The sequence below is a fragment of the Anaeromyxobacter sp. SG64 genome (genome assembly GCF_022690745.1).
GTDB classification, from domain to species: Bacteria; Myxococcota; Myxococcia; order Myxococcales; family Anaeromyxobacteraceae; genus Anaeromyxobacter; species Anaeromyxobacter soli.
In genome coordinates this window covers 1-13,892 of sequence record NZ_JALCZB010000002.1, presented here as the reverse complement: position 1 = coordinate 13,892, position 13,892 = coordinate 1, and the positions used below count along the sequence as shown (strand labels likewise).

The 13,892-nt window shown below is 73.7% G+C and carries 13 protein-coding genes; 8 read left to right on the top strand and 5 right to left on the bottom strand.

Translation table 11 applies throughout. The features are described from left to right. Window positions 1-78: 78 nt before the first annotated feature. On the top strand, window positions 79-2,163 hold the full coding sequence (locus tag MNZ29_RS00790; protein WP_242352239.1) for a M13 family metallopeptidase: 2,085 nt from the start codon (window positions 79-81) through the stop codon (window positions 2,161-2,163). A 156-nt stretch (window positions 2,164-2,319) separates the two neighbouring features. After that, window positions 2,320-3,231, top strand: a complete 912-nt coding sequence (locus MNZ29_RS00785; RefSeq protein ID WP_242352237.1) for a hypothetical protein — start codon at window positions 2,320-2,322, stop codon at window positions 3,229-3,231. 50 nt (window positions 3,232-3,281) lie between these two features. Here MNZ29_RS00785 and MNZ29_RS00780 read toward each other — a convergent pair whose 3' ends face one another. The 4 genes from MNZ29_RS00780 to MNZ29_RS00765 all read right to left on the bottom strand — a co-directional run bounded on the left by MNZ29_RS00780 (window position 3,282) and on the right by MNZ29_RS00765 (window position 6,589). After that, window positions 3,282-4,649, bottom strand: a complete 1,368-nt coding sequence (locus MNZ29_RS00780; protein WP_242352235.1) for a glycosyltransferase family 39 protein — start codon at window positions 4,647-4,649, stop codon at window positions 3,282-3,284. Window positions 4,650-4,736: 87 nt separating this feature from the next. Continuing rightward, entirely contained in the window at window positions 4,737-5,108 is a 372-nt protein-coding gene (locus MNZ29_RS00775) for a helix-turn-helix transcriptional regulator (RefSeq protein ID WP_242352233.1), read from the bottom strand. After that, window positions 5,092-5,553, bottom strand: coding sequence for an SRPBCC family protein (locus tag MNZ29_RS00770; protein WP_242352231.1), 462 nt, complete (start codon window positions 5,551-5,553; stop codon window positions 5,092-5,094). The genes MNZ29_RS00775 and MNZ29_RS00770 overlap by 17 nt, the downstream gene beginning before the upstream one ends. 85 nt (window positions 5,554-5,638) lie before the next feature. Then, window positions 5,639-6,589, bottom strand: coding sequence for a PAS domain-containing protein (locus MNZ29_RS00765; protein WP_242352229.1), 951 nt, complete (start codon window positions 6,587-6,589; stop codon window positions 5,639-5,641). Window positions 6,590-7,123: 534 nt separating this feature from the next. On the opposite strand from MNZ29_RS00765, the gene MNZ29_RS00760 reads away from it, so the two are divergent. From MNZ29_RS00760 to MNZ29_RS00745, 4 genes are all read left to right on the top strand, one after another. Further along, window positions 7,124-7,504 (top strand): co-chaperone YbbN, encoded by a 381-nt coding sequence (locus tag MNZ29_RS00760; RefSeq protein WP_242332902.1) that lies wholly within the window; start codon window positions 7,124-7,126, stop codon window positions 7,502-7,504. A gap of 218 nt (window positions 7,505-7,722) precedes the next feature. Then, window positions 7,723-7,950, top strand: a complete 228-nt coding sequence (locus MNZ29_RS00755; protein WP_242332900.1) for a hypothetical protein — start codon at window positions 7,723-7,725, stop codon at window positions 7,948-7,950. A gap of 46 nt (window positions 7,951-7,996) precedes the next feature. Next, on the top strand, window positions 7,997-8,674 hold the full coding sequence (locus tag MNZ29_RS00750; protein ID WP_242352227.1) for an HAD family hydrolase: 678 nt from the start codon (window positions 7,997-7,999) through the stop codon (window positions 8,672-8,674). A gap of 21 nt (window positions 8,675-8,695) precedes the next feature. Further along, window positions 8,696-9,385 carry an SDR family oxidoreductase gene (locus MNZ29_RS00745; RefSeq protein WP_242332896.1) on the top strand — a complete coding sequence of 230 codons (690 nt, stop codon included), beginning with the start codon at window positions 8,696-8,698 and terminating at the stop codon, window positions 9,383-9,385. Window positions 9,386-9,491: 106 nt separating this feature from the next. On the opposite strand, the gene MNZ29_RS00740 is transcribed toward MNZ29_RS00745, so the two are convergent. Then, window positions 9,492-10,613: a hypothetical protein gene (locus MNZ29_RS00740; RefSeq protein WP_242352225.1), complete on the bottom strand. Its 1,122-nt coding sequence runs from the start codon at window positions 10,611-10,613 to the stop codon at window positions 9,492-9,494. Window positions 10,614-10,672: 59 nt separating this feature from the next. On the opposite strand from MNZ29_RS00740, the gene MNZ29_RS00735 reads away from it, so the two are divergent. Together MNZ29_RS00735 and MNZ29_RS00730 are read left to right on the top strand one after the other, a co-directional pair. Beyond that, window positions 10,673-12,190 carry a DUF3943 domain-containing protein gene (locus tag MNZ29_RS00735; RefSeq protein WP_242352223.1) on the top strand — a complete coding sequence of 506 codons (1,518 nt, stop codon included), beginning with the start codon at window positions 10,673-10,675 and terminating at the stop codon, window positions 12,188-12,190. 513 nt (window positions 12,191-12,703) lie between these two features. Next, window positions 12,704-13,843: an HNH endonuclease gene (locus MNZ29_RS00730; protein WP_242352221.1), complete on the top strand. Its 1,140-nt coding sequence runs from the start codon at window positions 12,704-12,706 to the stop codon at window positions 13,841-13,843. The last annotated feature ends 49 nt before the right edge of the window (window positions 13,844-13,892 follow it).

Genomic DNA, 13,892 nt, shown 5'->3' with positions numbered 1-13,892 from the left:
GCCCCGTCGGTGACAGAATGCGCCCCCGATCCGGCTGAAAACCTCGCCGGATCGGTCCTGCCAACCCCGAGGCCGCCCGTGATCCTGCGCACTGCCCTGGTCCTTTCCGTCGCCGCGCTCGCCGCCTGCGCGGGCAAGAAGCCCTCCGCCTCAGGCTCCCCGCCGCAAGCGCAGACGCCGGCCGCGGGGCCGCACGGCGTCGAGCTGGCCGCGATGAACCCTTCGGTGAAGCCAGGCGACGACTTCTACGAGTACGCGAACGGTGGGTTCATGCGCACCGCCGAGATCCCTCCCGATCGCGCGAGCACCGGCGCGTTCCTGCGCGTCTTCGAGACGGTCGAGGCGCGCAACCGCGGGATCGTCGAGGAGGCGGCGCGCGGCGACGCGCCCGCCGGCACGGACGCGCGCAAGATCGGTGATCTCTACGCGAGCTTCATGGACGAGGCCGGCCTCGAGGCGAAGGGCCTCGAGCCGCTCCGCCCCACGCTCGCCCGCATCGCGGCGCTCTCCGACGCGCGCGCGCTCGCCGCCGAGCTCGGCGCGACCGTGCGCGCCGACGTCGACATCTTCAACTGCACGAACCTCACGACCTCGCGCCCGCTGGGCGTCTTCGTCGAGCAGGACCTCGACGAGCCGGCGCGGAACGCCGTCTACCTGGTACAGGGGGGCCTGGGGCTCCCGGACCGCGACTACTACCTCGACGCGTCCCCGCGGTTCGCGGCGCTCCGGGCCCAGTACCGCGCGCACCTCGAGAAGACCTTCGCGCTCGCCGGCCTGTCCGAGCCGGGGAACCGCGCGGAGCGCGTGCTGGCCTTCGAGACCCGGCTCGCGAAGACGCACGGCTCGCGCGAGGAGGCGGGCGACGTGCAGAAGGGCAACCACCCGTGGACGCGGGCCGACCTCGAGCAGCGGGCCCCCGGGATGGACTGGGGCGCGTTCCTCCGCGCGGCCGCGCTCGACGGGCAGCAGCGGTTCATCGCCTGGCAGCCCACCGCGCTCACCGGGCTCGCCGCGCTCGTGAAGAGCGAGCCGCTCTCGACCTGGAAGGACTACCTCACCGTCCGCGCCCTCGATCGCGCCGCGCCGCTCCTCTCCAGGGCCCTGTCGGACGAGGCGTTCGCGTTCTACGGCACGGCGCTCAACGGGACGCCGCAGCAACGCGCGCGCTGGAAGCGCGGGCTCGGGGTCGTGGACGCAGCCCTCGGCGAGGCGGTCGGGCGCATCTACGTGCAGCGCTACTTCCCCCCCGAGGCGAAGGCGGAGATCCAGGGGATGGTGCGGAACCTCCGCGAGGCGTTCGCCCGCCGGATCGACGCGCTCGACTGGATGGCGCCCGCCACGAAGGCGCGCGCGAAGGAGAAGCTGGCGGTGCTCGAGGTCGGGGTGGGGTACCCGGACCGCTGGATCGACTACGGCGGCCTGGAGATCGTGAAGGGCGACCTCCTCGGCGACGTGGAGCGCGCGGAGCTGTTCGAGTACCGCCGCCAGCTCGCGAAGCTCGGCAAGGCGCCCGACCGCGGCGAGTGGTGCATGCTCCCGCACACCGTCAACGCGGTGAACCTCCCGGTGCGGAACGCGCTGAACTTCCCGGCGGGCTTCATGGAGCCGCCCTTCTACGACCGCGGCGCGACGGCCGCCGTGAAGTACGCCTCCATCGGCGCGACCATCGGCCACGAGATCAGCCACAGCTTCGACGACCAGGGCGCGCTCTTCGACGCGCGCGGCAAGCTCGAGAACTGGTGGACCCAGGCCGACCTCGCCCGCTTCCAGGCGGCGGCGCAGAAGCTCGTCACCCAGTACGACGCCTACCGGCCGTTCCCCGACGCCGCCGTCAACGGGAAGCTCACGCTCAGCGAGAACATCGCCGACCTGGCCGGCCTCGCCGCCGCGTACGACGCCTGGCGCGCCTCCCTCGGCGGCGTGGCGACGCCGCGGGTGGGTGGGCTCGACGGCGAGCAGCAGTTCTTCGTCGGTTACGCGCAGACCTGGCAGACGAAGGCGCGCGAGCCGGCGGTGCGCCGGCAGCTCCTCACCGACGGTCACGCGCCCGGCCGCTACCGCTCCCTCACCGTGCGCAACCTCGACCCGTGGTACGCCGCGTTCGACGTGGAGCCCGGGCAGGCGCTCTACCTCGACCGCGCGGCGCGCGTGCAGGTGTGGTAGGGGCCGCCCCTCGCCCGAGCGCCTGGACGGCGGCGGACACCCTCCGCTCCCTGCGAGGAGATCGGTTGCTCGGGGTCCGCCGCGAGGGGGTGACGCGAAGTGGCGTTGCCGCGGCCGCGAGGTTCCGGGACGATCGACGGCGAGGATGGCCGTGGCTTGACGCTCGAAGCCGATGCCGTGGGTGCGGACGCCCTGCCGGGCCGGGTCATCGACCTGTCGCAGGTGCGCCACCCGCATGAGCGCCGCATCCTCCTCCTCTCCGCGGCCGCGAACCTCGCCCTCGTCGCCGGCGCGGTAGCCGCCATCCTCCTCGCGCCGGAGTGGCTCTCCGCGCACCCGCAGGCCGCCCGGCTCGTCCGGCGGGTGCAAGCGGCCGCCGTCCTGGCGCTGCTGCTCGTGCCGGCGCTGGGCTTCCTGCGGCTCGGGCGGTGGATGATGATCCACCTGAACTCGGTCAGGCTCGGGAGCGATCAGCTCCCCGAGCTCCACGCGATCCTGGAGCGGCAGTGCCGGATGCTGGGCATCTCCGCGCCGGCGCTCTACGTCTCGGCGCTGCCGAGCGTGGGGCTCTCCGACGCGCTCGCGCTGCGGCGCGGGACCCGGGCCATCGTCCTCGGGGAGAAGCTCTTCGACGGGGTCCAGGACCTCGCGACGCGCCGGGAGGTCTTCGCGTTCATGATCGGCCACGAGCTGGGGCGGATCACGCTCGGGCACGCGAGCTGGTGGGCCGAGCTCCTCCTCGGATACCTGAAGCGCATCCCCGTGCTGCGCCTGCCGCTCGTCACGGTCCAGACCTACTCGCGCGATCGCGTGGCCGCGCTCCTCGCGCCGGGTTCGCTCGACGCGCTCGCGCTGTCCGCGTCGGGGGGTGAGATCTTCGGGCTCGTGAACGTCCGCGCCTACGTCCGCGACGCGCTCACACCGACCCCGCGGCCCGCGCCCGCTCGCCTCGGGGCGATCCTGAGGAAGGAGCCGCACCTCGCGGACCGGGTGCACGAGCTCCACCGGTACGGCTTCTTCCGGCCGGACGCGGAGCTCGTCGGCGCCGTTCCCGACCCCCGCGCCTGAGCCCGGGAGACGCGGCGGCCGGCGAGGCGCCCTCGCGCTCGCCGCGCCCGTCAGCGCGGGATCGCGTCGAGCGCGCGGAGGATCTCGTAGGTCGTCGGGTCGCCGACCTGCCCCTGCACGAAGACCCGGTCGAAGATCCACAGGTTCGAGGCGGCGACGATCGCGACGACCGCGGCGACCCGCCGGAGCGGCGCCCGCGTGCGCTCCGCCAGCGAGACGACGAACCACGCGGCCAGGAGCGAGGCGAGCACGTCCGTGGCCGCGACGAAGCGAACGCTCTTCGACACGAGCGCGAACGCCGCGAGCGCCAGGGCGGCGAACGCCGCGAGGTGGCGAGCGTCGCGCTCCGCGGGGCCGCGCGACGACACGATCACCGCGCAGGCGCCGACGGCGAGCAGCACGGGCACCGGCGAGAGCACGAGGAGGTCGAGGAGGTACCGGTGGGGCGGCCCGGACTGGTACTGCCGCGCGTACTCGGAGCCGAGCGACGCGACGGCGACGCGCGCCATCTCGAAGAACTGGGTCGCGGAGTGCGTGAGCAGGCAGTAGCCCGCGTAGTAGACGAGCGGTGGGACGAGCAGGAGCGCGGCGTCGAGCGGGCGGCCCCCGCCGCGCCGCTCGCGCGCGAACAGCCACAGCGCGACGAACGCGGGGGCGTAGAGGACGAAGGTCTCCTTCACGGCGAAGGCGAGGGAGGCGGCCGCGATGGCCGCCGCGTAGCGCCCCCACGCCCGCGCCTCGCGCGGAACGTCGAGCACGCGCAGGGCGGTCCAGAGGGACAAAAGGACCGTCGCGCACACGAGCTCGTCCTGCAGGGCGCGACGCCCGAGCCCGAGCTGCAGCGGCGACACGGCGACGAACGCGCCGCCGAGCAGGGCCGCGCGCTCGCCGAGGCGAGCCCGACCGACCGCGTAGGCGAGCAGGACGACGAGCACCCCCGACAGCGTGGAGAGCCAGGCCAGGCTGCGGTGGGAGCAGTCAGGCTGGGCCTTGCAGATCGTCGCCCCGATCCCGTACCAGCCCCAGCGGAGGAAGCTCGGGAACTTCCACGCCCCGGGCTGGGAGAGGTACTCCGACGCGAGCACGGGGTACCGCTCGAGCAAGGACGGGGCGAGCGCCCTCGCGGTCTCGAGGTAGTGCGTCTCGTCGGCGGGCGAGAACGTCGTGACGTCGTTCCACGCCACCCGCAGCGCCGCCGCCACCACGACGACGGCGAGCAGGGCGAAGCGATGCGCGCGCCGCCGTGTCGAAGGGGCGCCTGCGGGAGCGTCGGACGCGTCCTCCGCGACGCGGAGCATCGAGGCAGGTGCCGCCGCGGACCGCGAGCGGGCGCGCGCCTCCGCGCCGCGCGACGGCACGTGGACGACGTCCGACGGGGCCTCGCCCAGCACGCTGCGCCGATCTCTCACGTCCGCCATGTCGCACGGCTTTCGCCGGGTGTCCACGAAAGCCAGTCGGGCCCCGCTCGCGTTCGAAGGAGGGTGCCCGCTAGGGGCCGCAGGGTCTCAGGGCTCCTCCTCCACCGCCGCCCGCAGCCGCTCGAGCGCCTCGTCCCAGCGGCGCGAGATCTGCTCGAGCGCGCGGCGCGCCTCGTCGAGGCGGCGGGGCTCGATCTCCCAGCGCCGCTCGCGGCCCGGGCCCCCCTCACCGCGCCGCACGAGGCCCGCGCCGGCGAGGACCTCGAGGTGCTTCGCGATGGCCTGGCGCGAGATGGCGGCGCCCTCGGCGAGGCGCGCGGTGGAGAGCGGTCCGGCGGCGCAGAGCCGCGCCACCAGGGCGAGGCGGGTCTCGTCGCCGAGCGCCGCGAACATCGGCGCGGCGTGGGCGGCGGCAGCGCGGACGGCGCCTCGCCCCGCGCCGCTAGGCCCCGGAGACATGGCGCGCGATGTTCTTCATCTGCTCGGCCCAGCCGCCCTCGTTCATCCGGAACGCCTCGGCGCGGCGCGCGAGCGGGAGCTCGTCGAACCCCGACTCGACCACGGTGAGCCGGGTCCCCTCGGGCGCCTCCTCCAGCGTGAAGGTCACGAGCGTGGAGGGCTCCTTCGAGTAGTCCGCCCCCGCGTCGACGGGCGCCGGGTGCCAGCGCCAGGACAGGAGCCGCTCCGGCTCCATCCGCTCCACGGTCGCCTCGAAGACGAGGTGCTCGTAGCCGGGGTACGTGATCCGCCCGCGCGTCACCGACCCCGGCGCGAAGCCGGTCTCCAGCTTCACCCCGAACCAGCTGCCGAACTCCCGCGGGTCGACGAGCGCTCGCCAGACCCGCGCGCGGGGTGCCCGCAGGAGGACCTGCTTCTCGATGCGATCCGTGCTCGTCGTGGCCATGTGCAACCTCCAGGTTGCAGGTGTAGCCACGCGCGCCGCGGGATGCAACCTCTCGGTTGCGCCCGGCCGACGGGGACCGCGCGCGTCAGGCCGCCTCCTCGAGCAGGCGGCGCTGCCCGGTGAGCCGCTGGATCGGGGCCACGTCCTGGACCGTCTCGAGGCAGCCGAGGTAGCGGCCCGCCTCGTCGCGCACCGGCCAGTAGCGGATGTGGACCTTGCGCGGGCCCATGTCGATCCAGAACTCGGCCACCTCGCGCCGGCCGGCCTTGAAGTCGGCCAGGATCTTCTCCACGAGGTGCACGCTCTTCTGCGGATGGCAGTTGCGGACGTTCGTCCCGATGGCGCCGCGGCTGCGCGGGAAGATCTTCTCGCCCCGCTCGTGGCTGAAGTAGCGGACCCGGTCCTCCTCGTCGATGAACGACAGCTCGACCGGCAGCGTGTTGAGGATCGCGGCGAGGACGTCGCGGTCGAGGCCGTACGAGAGGTCCTCGAGCTCGACGGCGCGCACGATCTCGTCGGCCATGCGGTGATAGCGCCGGCGCGTGTCGGGGCCGAGCCCGGCCTCCACCGCCTCGATGGCCGCGACGATGCCGGCCTGCGTCTCCCCGTCCAGCATGCGCGCCGCGAGCGGGTAGAGGATGTCGTTCTCCTTCCAGAAGTGGTCCTTGCACAGCGCGGCGTAGGCTCCGAAGACCTCCCGCAGCTCGCCCAGCCGCGCCCGGTCGCCCGCCACGAACGCGGCGGCGGCGGCGTCGAGCCGCTCCACCAGCGACTTCGCCTGCCGGTGCTCGGCCAGCATCACGGCGAGCGGGCCTCCCTCGACCGGCATGCCGGCCCGCTCGAGGAGCGGGAACACGGTCCGCTCCTCCTTCTGGTTGTGGCAGCGATCGACGTAGCCGACGAGGTACTCGCGCAGGTTGGCGACGAGCCCCGGCGTCGGGCCCTCCGGCGCCGCGAGGGCCTTCTCGGCCGCCGAGAAGACGCGCTCGGTGGTCTCGTGGTCGGTCATCAGCAGCTCGCGCCAGGTCTGGCTCATGGGGGCTCCGGTGAGAGGGGAGGGTGGGGTGGGCGAGTCGCCGGCGCCGGCCGGCGTGCCCTCGTGGCGCCGTACGAGAGCAAGGACCCGGCCAGCGTCGAGCGCCGCGGACCTCCTCCGCATTTTCCCCTCGGCAGCCGCCGCGACACCCAGCAGCCGTTGAGCGCGCAACGCCATCTCGGTGCGCGGCGCCAGGGTTGCGGCGCGGAACCTCCAGGCCGAGGGTCCGCCCGTAGAACTCCCTGGCCTTCTGAAGGTCGTCCACCGAGAACCCCGAGAATGCCTTCGTGCTCCTGAACATGCGCGTTCCTCCCCGGCTCCCATGTCGAACGACGGGGGCCGGATCGACGCGGTGACGCCCGCGTCTCCCTCGAGGACACGGCGGACCTCGCGTGCGCCCGTTCGGACGGCCGAACCGCCGGTGCGCCGTGGGGCTCGAACCCAAGCGACGACGTCGTCGTGTCCCACCGCAGCGGGGAGGTAGGCCCGAGCGCGGGGGACGGGGCCGGCGGCTTTCACAGGCAGGGAGACCGAATGGGACTGCTCTCGCGGATCTTCGGACCGAGCGCGTCGAAGGTGCAGCCGGTCCACCTCACGGACGGAAACTTCGCCGCGGAGGTCCTCCGGTCCGACGTGCCCGTGGTGGTCGACTTCTGGTCGCCCGGCTGCGGCCCTTGCCAGCGGCTCGAGCCCGTCATCATGGAGCTGGCGAGCGCATACGAGGGGCGCGTGAAGGTCGCCGAGCTGAACGCCGCGGAGGCGGGCCGGACGACCGCGCGTCACGGTGTGATGGGCACGCCCACCGTGATCTTCTTCAAGCGAGGTCGCGAGGTGGACCGCGTCGTCGGGTTCGTCGGCAGCCGGTACCTTCGCGAGGTCGTCGACCACGAGCTGCTCGCCCTTCCCGCGCCGTGAGGCGCGGCCGGGCGCCAGGCCGGGGTCTCTCCAGCCGTGCAACCGCGGAAGTGGAGACGCGGGGGTCCTCCGATCTTTTCCAGCGGCCCGACCGCCGCGCGGAGACGGGGCCCCGCTAAGAGGCGGCGGCGCGGGACGGTGCTCCTCTATCACCCCCTCGGAAAGGCGAAGGAGCTGCACGCCGCGGGGCTCGACCGCTGCGCGAGCGCGGACGCGACATGGACGTGAAGGTGGACAGCCATGCGGGGTATCGCGGCGAGGAGGCGCCGCGAAGGCTCGACCTCGGCGGTCGGCATGTCGAGGTGGTCGAGATCATCGACCGCTGGCTCGGCCCCGACCACCGCTACTTCAAGCTCCGGGGCGACGACGGAGCGGTCTACCTCCTGCGCCACGACGAGGCGGCGGACCGCTGGGAGCTGAGGATGTTCGAGCGCGCCGGCGCGTGAGCGCGACGCCTTCGGCGCAGGCCGGTGCACGGGAACGGAGACGACGATGCTCCATCCGCAGACGTCCTTCCTCTTCGACCTCGACGGGACGCTCGTCGACAGCGTCTACCAGCACGTGCTCGCCTGGCGCGAGGCGCTCGAGTCGGAGGGGATCGAGCTCTCCGTGTGGAGGATCCACCGCCGGATCGGCATGAGCGGCGGGCTGTTCACGAACATGCTCCTGCGCGAGACGGGCGTGGAGCTGTCCGGCGAGCGCATCGAGCGGCTGCAGCGCCTGCACGGCGAGGCGTACCGGCGGCGGCTCGCCGACGTTCGCCCGCTGCCCGGGGCGCGCGAGCTGCTCGCGGCGCTCGACGCGGCGCGGATCCCGTGGGCGATCGCGACGAGCGGCCGGATGGAATCGGCCGGACCGGTGATCGCCTCCCTGGGGGTCGACGCGGAGCGCGTGCCGATCGTCACGCGGGACCAGGTCAGGCACGCGAAGCCCGATCCCGACCTCTTCCTGGCAGCGGCGCAGCGGCTCGGGGTTCCCATCGGCTCGGCGTCGGTGGTGGGTGATGCGGTCTGGGACATGCTCGCCGCCCAGCGGGCGCGCGCGCTGGGGATCGGCCTGCTGTCCGGCGGCTACGGCGAGGGAGAGCTCGAGCGCGCCGGCGCGTACCGGGTGTTCGAGGATCCGGCGGACCTCCTCGAGCACCTCGACGAGGTGGGCGGCCGCCGCTGACGAGGAGCAGGGGAGGTGCGAATGGCCGAAGCTCCCGTCGCGGTCGTCAGCGGGGCGAACCGCGGGCTGGGCCTGGAGGTGAGCCTGCAGCTCGCCGACCGCGGCTTCGACGTCGTGATGGGCGTGCGCGAGCTGCGGAAGGGCGAGGCGGCGGCGCGAGGTCGCAAGGCGCTCCACCCCGCGATCCTCGACGTCGCCGATCCGGAGTCCCCGGCCCGGCTCGCCGCGGAGGTCCGCGCCGCCTTCGGGCGCTGCGACGTGCTCGTCAACAACGCCGGAATCCACTACGACACCGGAGACCACGCCTGGAGCCCCGACTGGCGGGTGGTCCGCGAGGCCTTCGAGACGAACCTCTTCGGCGCCTGGCGCCTCGCCGAGGCGCTCCTGCCGCTCATGCTCGAGCGTGGACGCGGACGCATCGTGAACGTGTCGAGCGAGGCAGGCTCGCTCGCCTCGATGGGCTCGGACACCCCCGCCTACTCCACCTCCAAGGCCGCCCTCAACGCGCTGACGCGCGTCCTCGCCGCCGAGCTGGCCGGCACCGGCATCCTCGTGAACGCGGTCTGTCCGGGCTGGGTGGCGACCGACATGGGCGGGGCCGGCGGCAGGCCCATCCCCGAGGGCGCGCGCGGGATCGTCTGGGCGGCGACGCTCCCGGACGATGGCCCGACGGGCGGGTTCTTCAGGGACGGGCGGCCGCTGCCGTGGTGAGGCGGGTCGCCGGCGACAAGTGCTTCCGCCCTCGTGAGCACCGCCTGGGCGATGCGCAGTCTGCCGGAATCCTGAACAGCCCTGTCGGATTCGCGGACACGCGTCGTCATGGCGCCCCCGGCTCCGCCACGAACCCGACCATCCACGCGTCGAGGCGCTCCTCGAAGCGGATGTTGAGCGGGTCGCGGCCCTGCTGGCGCCGCAGGAACAGTCCGAGGCCCAGGCTCCGCGGCGCGCGAGCCAGCAAGGTCACCTCGGCCGCCAGATCGCCGAACGCAGGCCGCGCGACCGTGCCGAGGTGGCGCGAGCCGGCGAGGCCCAGGCGGAGGCCGAGCTCCGAGTGCGCGGCGACGAGCGGCAGCGCCCGCGTCAGGTGCCACAGGGCGGGCAGCTCGAGCTCCGCCGACGCCCGCCCTACGACCGCGCCGTACCGGCGGCGCATCTGCGCGGGCATGCACGCCCCGAGCCCGCAGGGCACGTTCCACTCCGCCGAGGAGCGGGCGGAGAGGATCGCCCGGCCGCGTCCAGCGCCGAGCTGCCGGAGGCCGCCGACCGCTGCGCCGAGGTAGTTCGTCGTGAAGCTCCCCGCGGAGAGGTCGAGCCGCTCGCTCGGCGGATCCGTCAGCGGAACGCAGTCGAAGTCGCCCTTTCCGGTGCGGAGGTGATCCGTGAGGGCGCAGCCTTGCTGCCCGTTGGAGCGGTGCCCCACGGAGAGCTCGAGGGCGGCGAGCGTGCGCGGGCCCCGGGGTGCCGCCCCCGCGTCCTCGGGTCGGGCGGCCGCGAAGATCTGGAGCTTGGCGCGCGGCTCGTAAGTGGGCGTGCGGACGGGCGTGGAGTCCTCGCGCAGGAGCCGGAACATCCCCAGGAACGACATCGAGAGCGAGGTCGTGACCCCGCCCGACTCCTGCAGGCCCGGATCCTCGAGCCCGTTCCAGAGCACGAGGTGCAGGGCGGGATCGGCCTCGAAGGCCTGGCGCCGGTCGGTCGTGAGCGACACGTACGACCGCTCCAGGAACGGGACCCGCTCGTCCGCGCGCGGCAGGTGAGCCGCGCAGCCGCTCGAGGCGACGAGCGCGGCGGCGGCGCAGGCGGCCGCGCCGGCCCGGCCGCCGGGCCTGGTTCGCGCCGCGGGTCGCTGCCTCGGGTTCGCTCGCGACGCGCCGAGGTCGTCGCGGACGCCCCGTGGCGGCGTCCTGGCCGATGCACGGAGATCCGACACCTGGAGCACGCCACGCGCGTCTGCACGGGCCGTTCCGCTCGGCCGTCCGCTTGCAGGGAGCGCCCTCGATGGCGCCGCGCCGATCCTCGCCGAAGGCCTCCTTCCTCCTGCTCCTCCTCCTCGCCGCCGCCCCGGTCCGCGGTGCGGCGGACGCGCCGCCGCACGAGCGCCGGGTGGAGTACGCCGCGCCCGCCGCGACCCGCAGCGCTCCGGACGCGAAGAGATCCGAGCGACGGGCCGAGTACGCCGCTCGCGAGGCGGACCTGCAGCTCCTCCCGCCATCGTCGATCACGGCGGCCCCCGGGCTCGAGCGGCCGGAGCGCTCCGGCGACGGCGCTCGCCGCTTCGTGCTCCCCGCCGCCGAGGCGCTCGGCGTCCACGCCGTCATGGTGAGCTGGAACCGCTGGGTGGGCGCGGCTCCCTGGGGCGACGTCTCCGCCGACTCGATCGGCCGCAACCTGCGCAGCCGGTGGGTGCTCGACGACGATCAGTTCTGGGTGAACCAGTTCGGTCATCCGTACCAGGGCACGTGGGCGTTCACCGCGGCGCGCTCCACGGGGCTCGGCTTCTGGCAGTCCGCGTCCTACGCGTTCGCGGCGAGCGCGCTCTGGGAGATCGCGGGGGAGACGGAGCGGCCCGCGAGGAACGATCAGATCACGACCCCCGTGGCGGGCATGGTGCTCGGGGAGGTCCTGACGCGCTTCTCGGACGCGCTGCGGGCGGAGGGCGGAGCCTGGCGCGACGCCGCCGCGAGCGTGCTCTCGCCCATGTCGGCGGTGAACCGGCGGCTGTACGTCGCGACCACGCCCATGGAGGCGCCGTCCTCGCGGTGGGAGCTCTCCCTGTCGGCGGCGTCGGGGGCGGACCGCGAGGAAGCGTGGCACGGGCGGGCGGGCCTCGACTTCACGTGGGGGCTCCCCGGCGACCCGGACCTCGAGCTCGCGCGGCCGTTCGACCACTTCGTGCTCGAGGCGGCGTACGGCTTCTCCGCGGATCCGGACGCGACGGTGCGCGGCCGCGGGCTCCTCGCCGGTGCCGTGCTGGAGCCCACGCGCGCGGTGCGCGGGCTGTGGGGACTCTTCCTGTCCTTCGATCTCGACACGCCCGGACCGTACCGCGTCTCGACGAGCGCGATCGGGGTGGGCGCGAGCGGTCGCGCCGACCTCGGCGGAGACTGGGCGCTCGAGGCGGACCTCCACGGCGGGGCGGTGCTGCTCGGCGCCGCCGGATCCGTCGCGCGCGCGCCGGACGGCACGGGGCGGGACTACCTGATGGGCCCCGGCGCGCAGTCGCTGCTCGACGTCGCCCTGCTCGCCGGCACGCGCGCGCGCGCAGGCCTGACCCTCCGCCAGTACCTCGTGCTGGGCGAGGGCGAGCCGGGCGGGACGGCGCTCCTGCTCGAGGCGCGCGCGGGGGCGACGCTGCGCATCGTGGGCGCCAGCGCGATCGCCGTGGAGGTGACCCGTCGCGCCCGGCGGGTGCAGGACGCGACGTTCCACGCGGACTCTGCCGTGCAGCTCTCGTACGTGCTGCTCGGCGGCCCGTCGCCCCGCTTCTCGGCCGAGGCGATCCCCGAGGAACCTTGATGATGACAGGGGTTGCTCGCTTGGGGTTGAGCCGCTCCCCCGATGAACGCGCCAGAGGCGGCGAAGCAGCCGGACGTCACGTCGGGGCGTGACCGGCTGGGCGCGGCGCGGGCGTGAATTTGCGCGGGTGCATGCGAGCGACGCGCATCCACAGCTCGTGCGGGCGCACGGACCGGAGCGTCTCGGGAGCTCGCTAGCGTTCACCTACAGCGACCGCTATCGCCAGCGATAGTTCCTCAGGACGTCGCAGCGTCGCTCGCGCCCAGGGAGAGCGTCCCGGTTGCGGTGGGTGAAACTTTCCCATTGACGCCATCTCGCCACGATCGCGCTCGGGCGTACGGGTCGGCGCGGAAGGGCCGCTCTCGCGCACGCGCCTGGCGCGTGTCACGTGCGCCGACCGCCGAAAGGCATCGACGAGGGTGAAGCGAAGAACGCCGCGCAGGCGCGAGCCTGGAGCGTCTCCGGAGCTCCGGAAATCGCGTGTTACGAAGGGTGTACTGGAGGTGCAACCCCATGTCCGCGCTCGCCCCCGCTTCTCTCGAGTCCAATGTCCTCGCCCTGCGCCTGCGCGAGCTCGCCGGAGAGGAACGAAACGTCCAGGTCGACTTCCTCCTGCACCTCGACGAATTCGATCGGCGCCGCGCGTTCGTGGAGGCCGGCTATTCGTCGCTGTGGAGCTACTGCCTCGAGGCGCTCCACCTGCGCGAGGGCGCCGCCGGAAGGCGCATCCAGGCGATGCGAGTGCTGCGCCGGTTCCCGACGCTGGAAGCTCCGCTGCGCGATGGGCGCCTCTGCTTGTCCACCGTGGCGCTCCTCGGCCAGGTGCTCACCGAGGAGAACCTGAACGACCTTCTCGCCCGCGCCGCCTATCGGACCCGGGCCGAGGTCGAGCACCTCGTCGTGTCCGTGCAGGCGCGCACCGCTCCGCGCACGGGCCTCCGGACGCTGCCCGAGCGCGCGCCCGCCGCGGCGAGCACAGCGCTGGCCCTCCCGGCGTCCAATGGTGGGGCCGAGCGGGCGGAGGCGTCGAGCTCGCCCGGAACTGCGGAGACCCTCGATCCGAGCCCGAATGCCGGCCGGCTCCCACCGCCTGACGCCACCCTCGAGAAGCCAAAGCGACGGGCCGAGACCCTCCCCGTCTCGGACGACCACTGGTCGCTCCGCGTCACCCTCGGCCGCGCCTGTAAGGAGGACCTCGAGACGCTCCGGTCACTCCTGTCGCACAAGGTCCCGGACGGCGACCTCGCGGCGGTGCTCCACGAAGCGATCCGCTGCGCCATCGACAAGCACGGCAAGCGCAAGGGCGCGGTCACGCCGCAGCGCAAGACGAAGGACGCGAAAGAGGACGCGAAGCAGGGCACGAAGCAGACTGCGGCGAAGCCGGCGGTGGCGAGGTCCACGATCCCGGCGATAGTGCGCCGCGCGGTGTGGAGCCGCGACGGCGGGCGCTGCGCCTGGGTCGGTCCGGACGGCTGCCGCTGCAATAGCCGCTGGAAGCTCGAGCTCGATCACATCCAACCCGCGGCCCTCGCCGGACCGTCGACGATCGACAACCTTCGGCTCGCCTGCCGAGCCCCTGAAGTATCCCCACGATCGCGCGACAAATGGCGAGTGAGATCGATCGTCTGCGATACGAGGCAGTTTGAAAGTTGAAGCGCGCAAGCGCCTCTGATCCTCTGAGTCTGCCAGGACGAAGAGGGGA

Excerpts from the sequence above, each read along its gene's own strand:
- MNZ29_RS00780 (WP_242352235.1), bottom strand. The coding sequence starts at position 4,649 with ATGGCGGACGTGAGAGATCGGCGCAGCGTGCTGGGCGAGGCCCCGTCG.
- MNZ29_RS00775 (WP_242352233.1), bottom strand. The coding sequence starts at position 5,108 with ATGTCTCCGGGGCCTAGCGGCGCGGGGCGAGGCGCCGTCCGCGCTGCC.
- MNZ29_RS00770 (WP_242352231.1), bottom strand. The coding sequence starts at position 5,553 with ATGGCCACGACGAGCACGGATCGCATCGAGAAGCAGGTCCTCCTGCGG.
- MNZ29_RS00765 (WP_242352229.1), bottom strand. The coding sequence starts at position 6,589 with ATGAGCCAGACCTGGCGCGAGCTGCTGATGACCGACCACGAGACCACC.
- MNZ29_RS00760 (WP_242332902.1), top strand. The coding sequence starts at position 7,124 with ATGGGACTGCTCTCGCGGATCTTCGGACCGAGCGCGTCGAAGGTGCAG.
- MNZ29_RS00755 (WP_242332900.1), top strand. The coding sequence starts at position 7,723 with ATGGACGTGAAGGTGGACAGCCATGCGGGGTATCGCGGCGAGGAGGCG.
- MNZ29_RS00750 (WP_242352227.1), top strand. The coding sequence starts at position 7,997 with ATGCTCCATCCGCAGACGTCCTTCCTCTTCGACCTCGACGGGACGCTC.
- MNZ29_RS00745 (WP_242332896.1), top strand. The coding sequence starts at position 8,696 with ATGGCCGAAGCTCCCGTCGCGGTCGTCAGCGGGGCGAACCGCGGGCTG.
- MNZ29_RS00735 (WP_242352223.1), top strand. The coding sequence starts at position 10,673 with ATGGCGCCGCGCCGATCCTCGCCGAAGGCCTCCTTCCTCCTGCTCCTC.
- MNZ29_RS00730 (WP_242352221.1), top strand. The coding sequence starts at position 12,704 with ATGTCCGCGCTCGCCCCCGCTTCTCTCGAGTCCAATGTCCTCGCCCTG.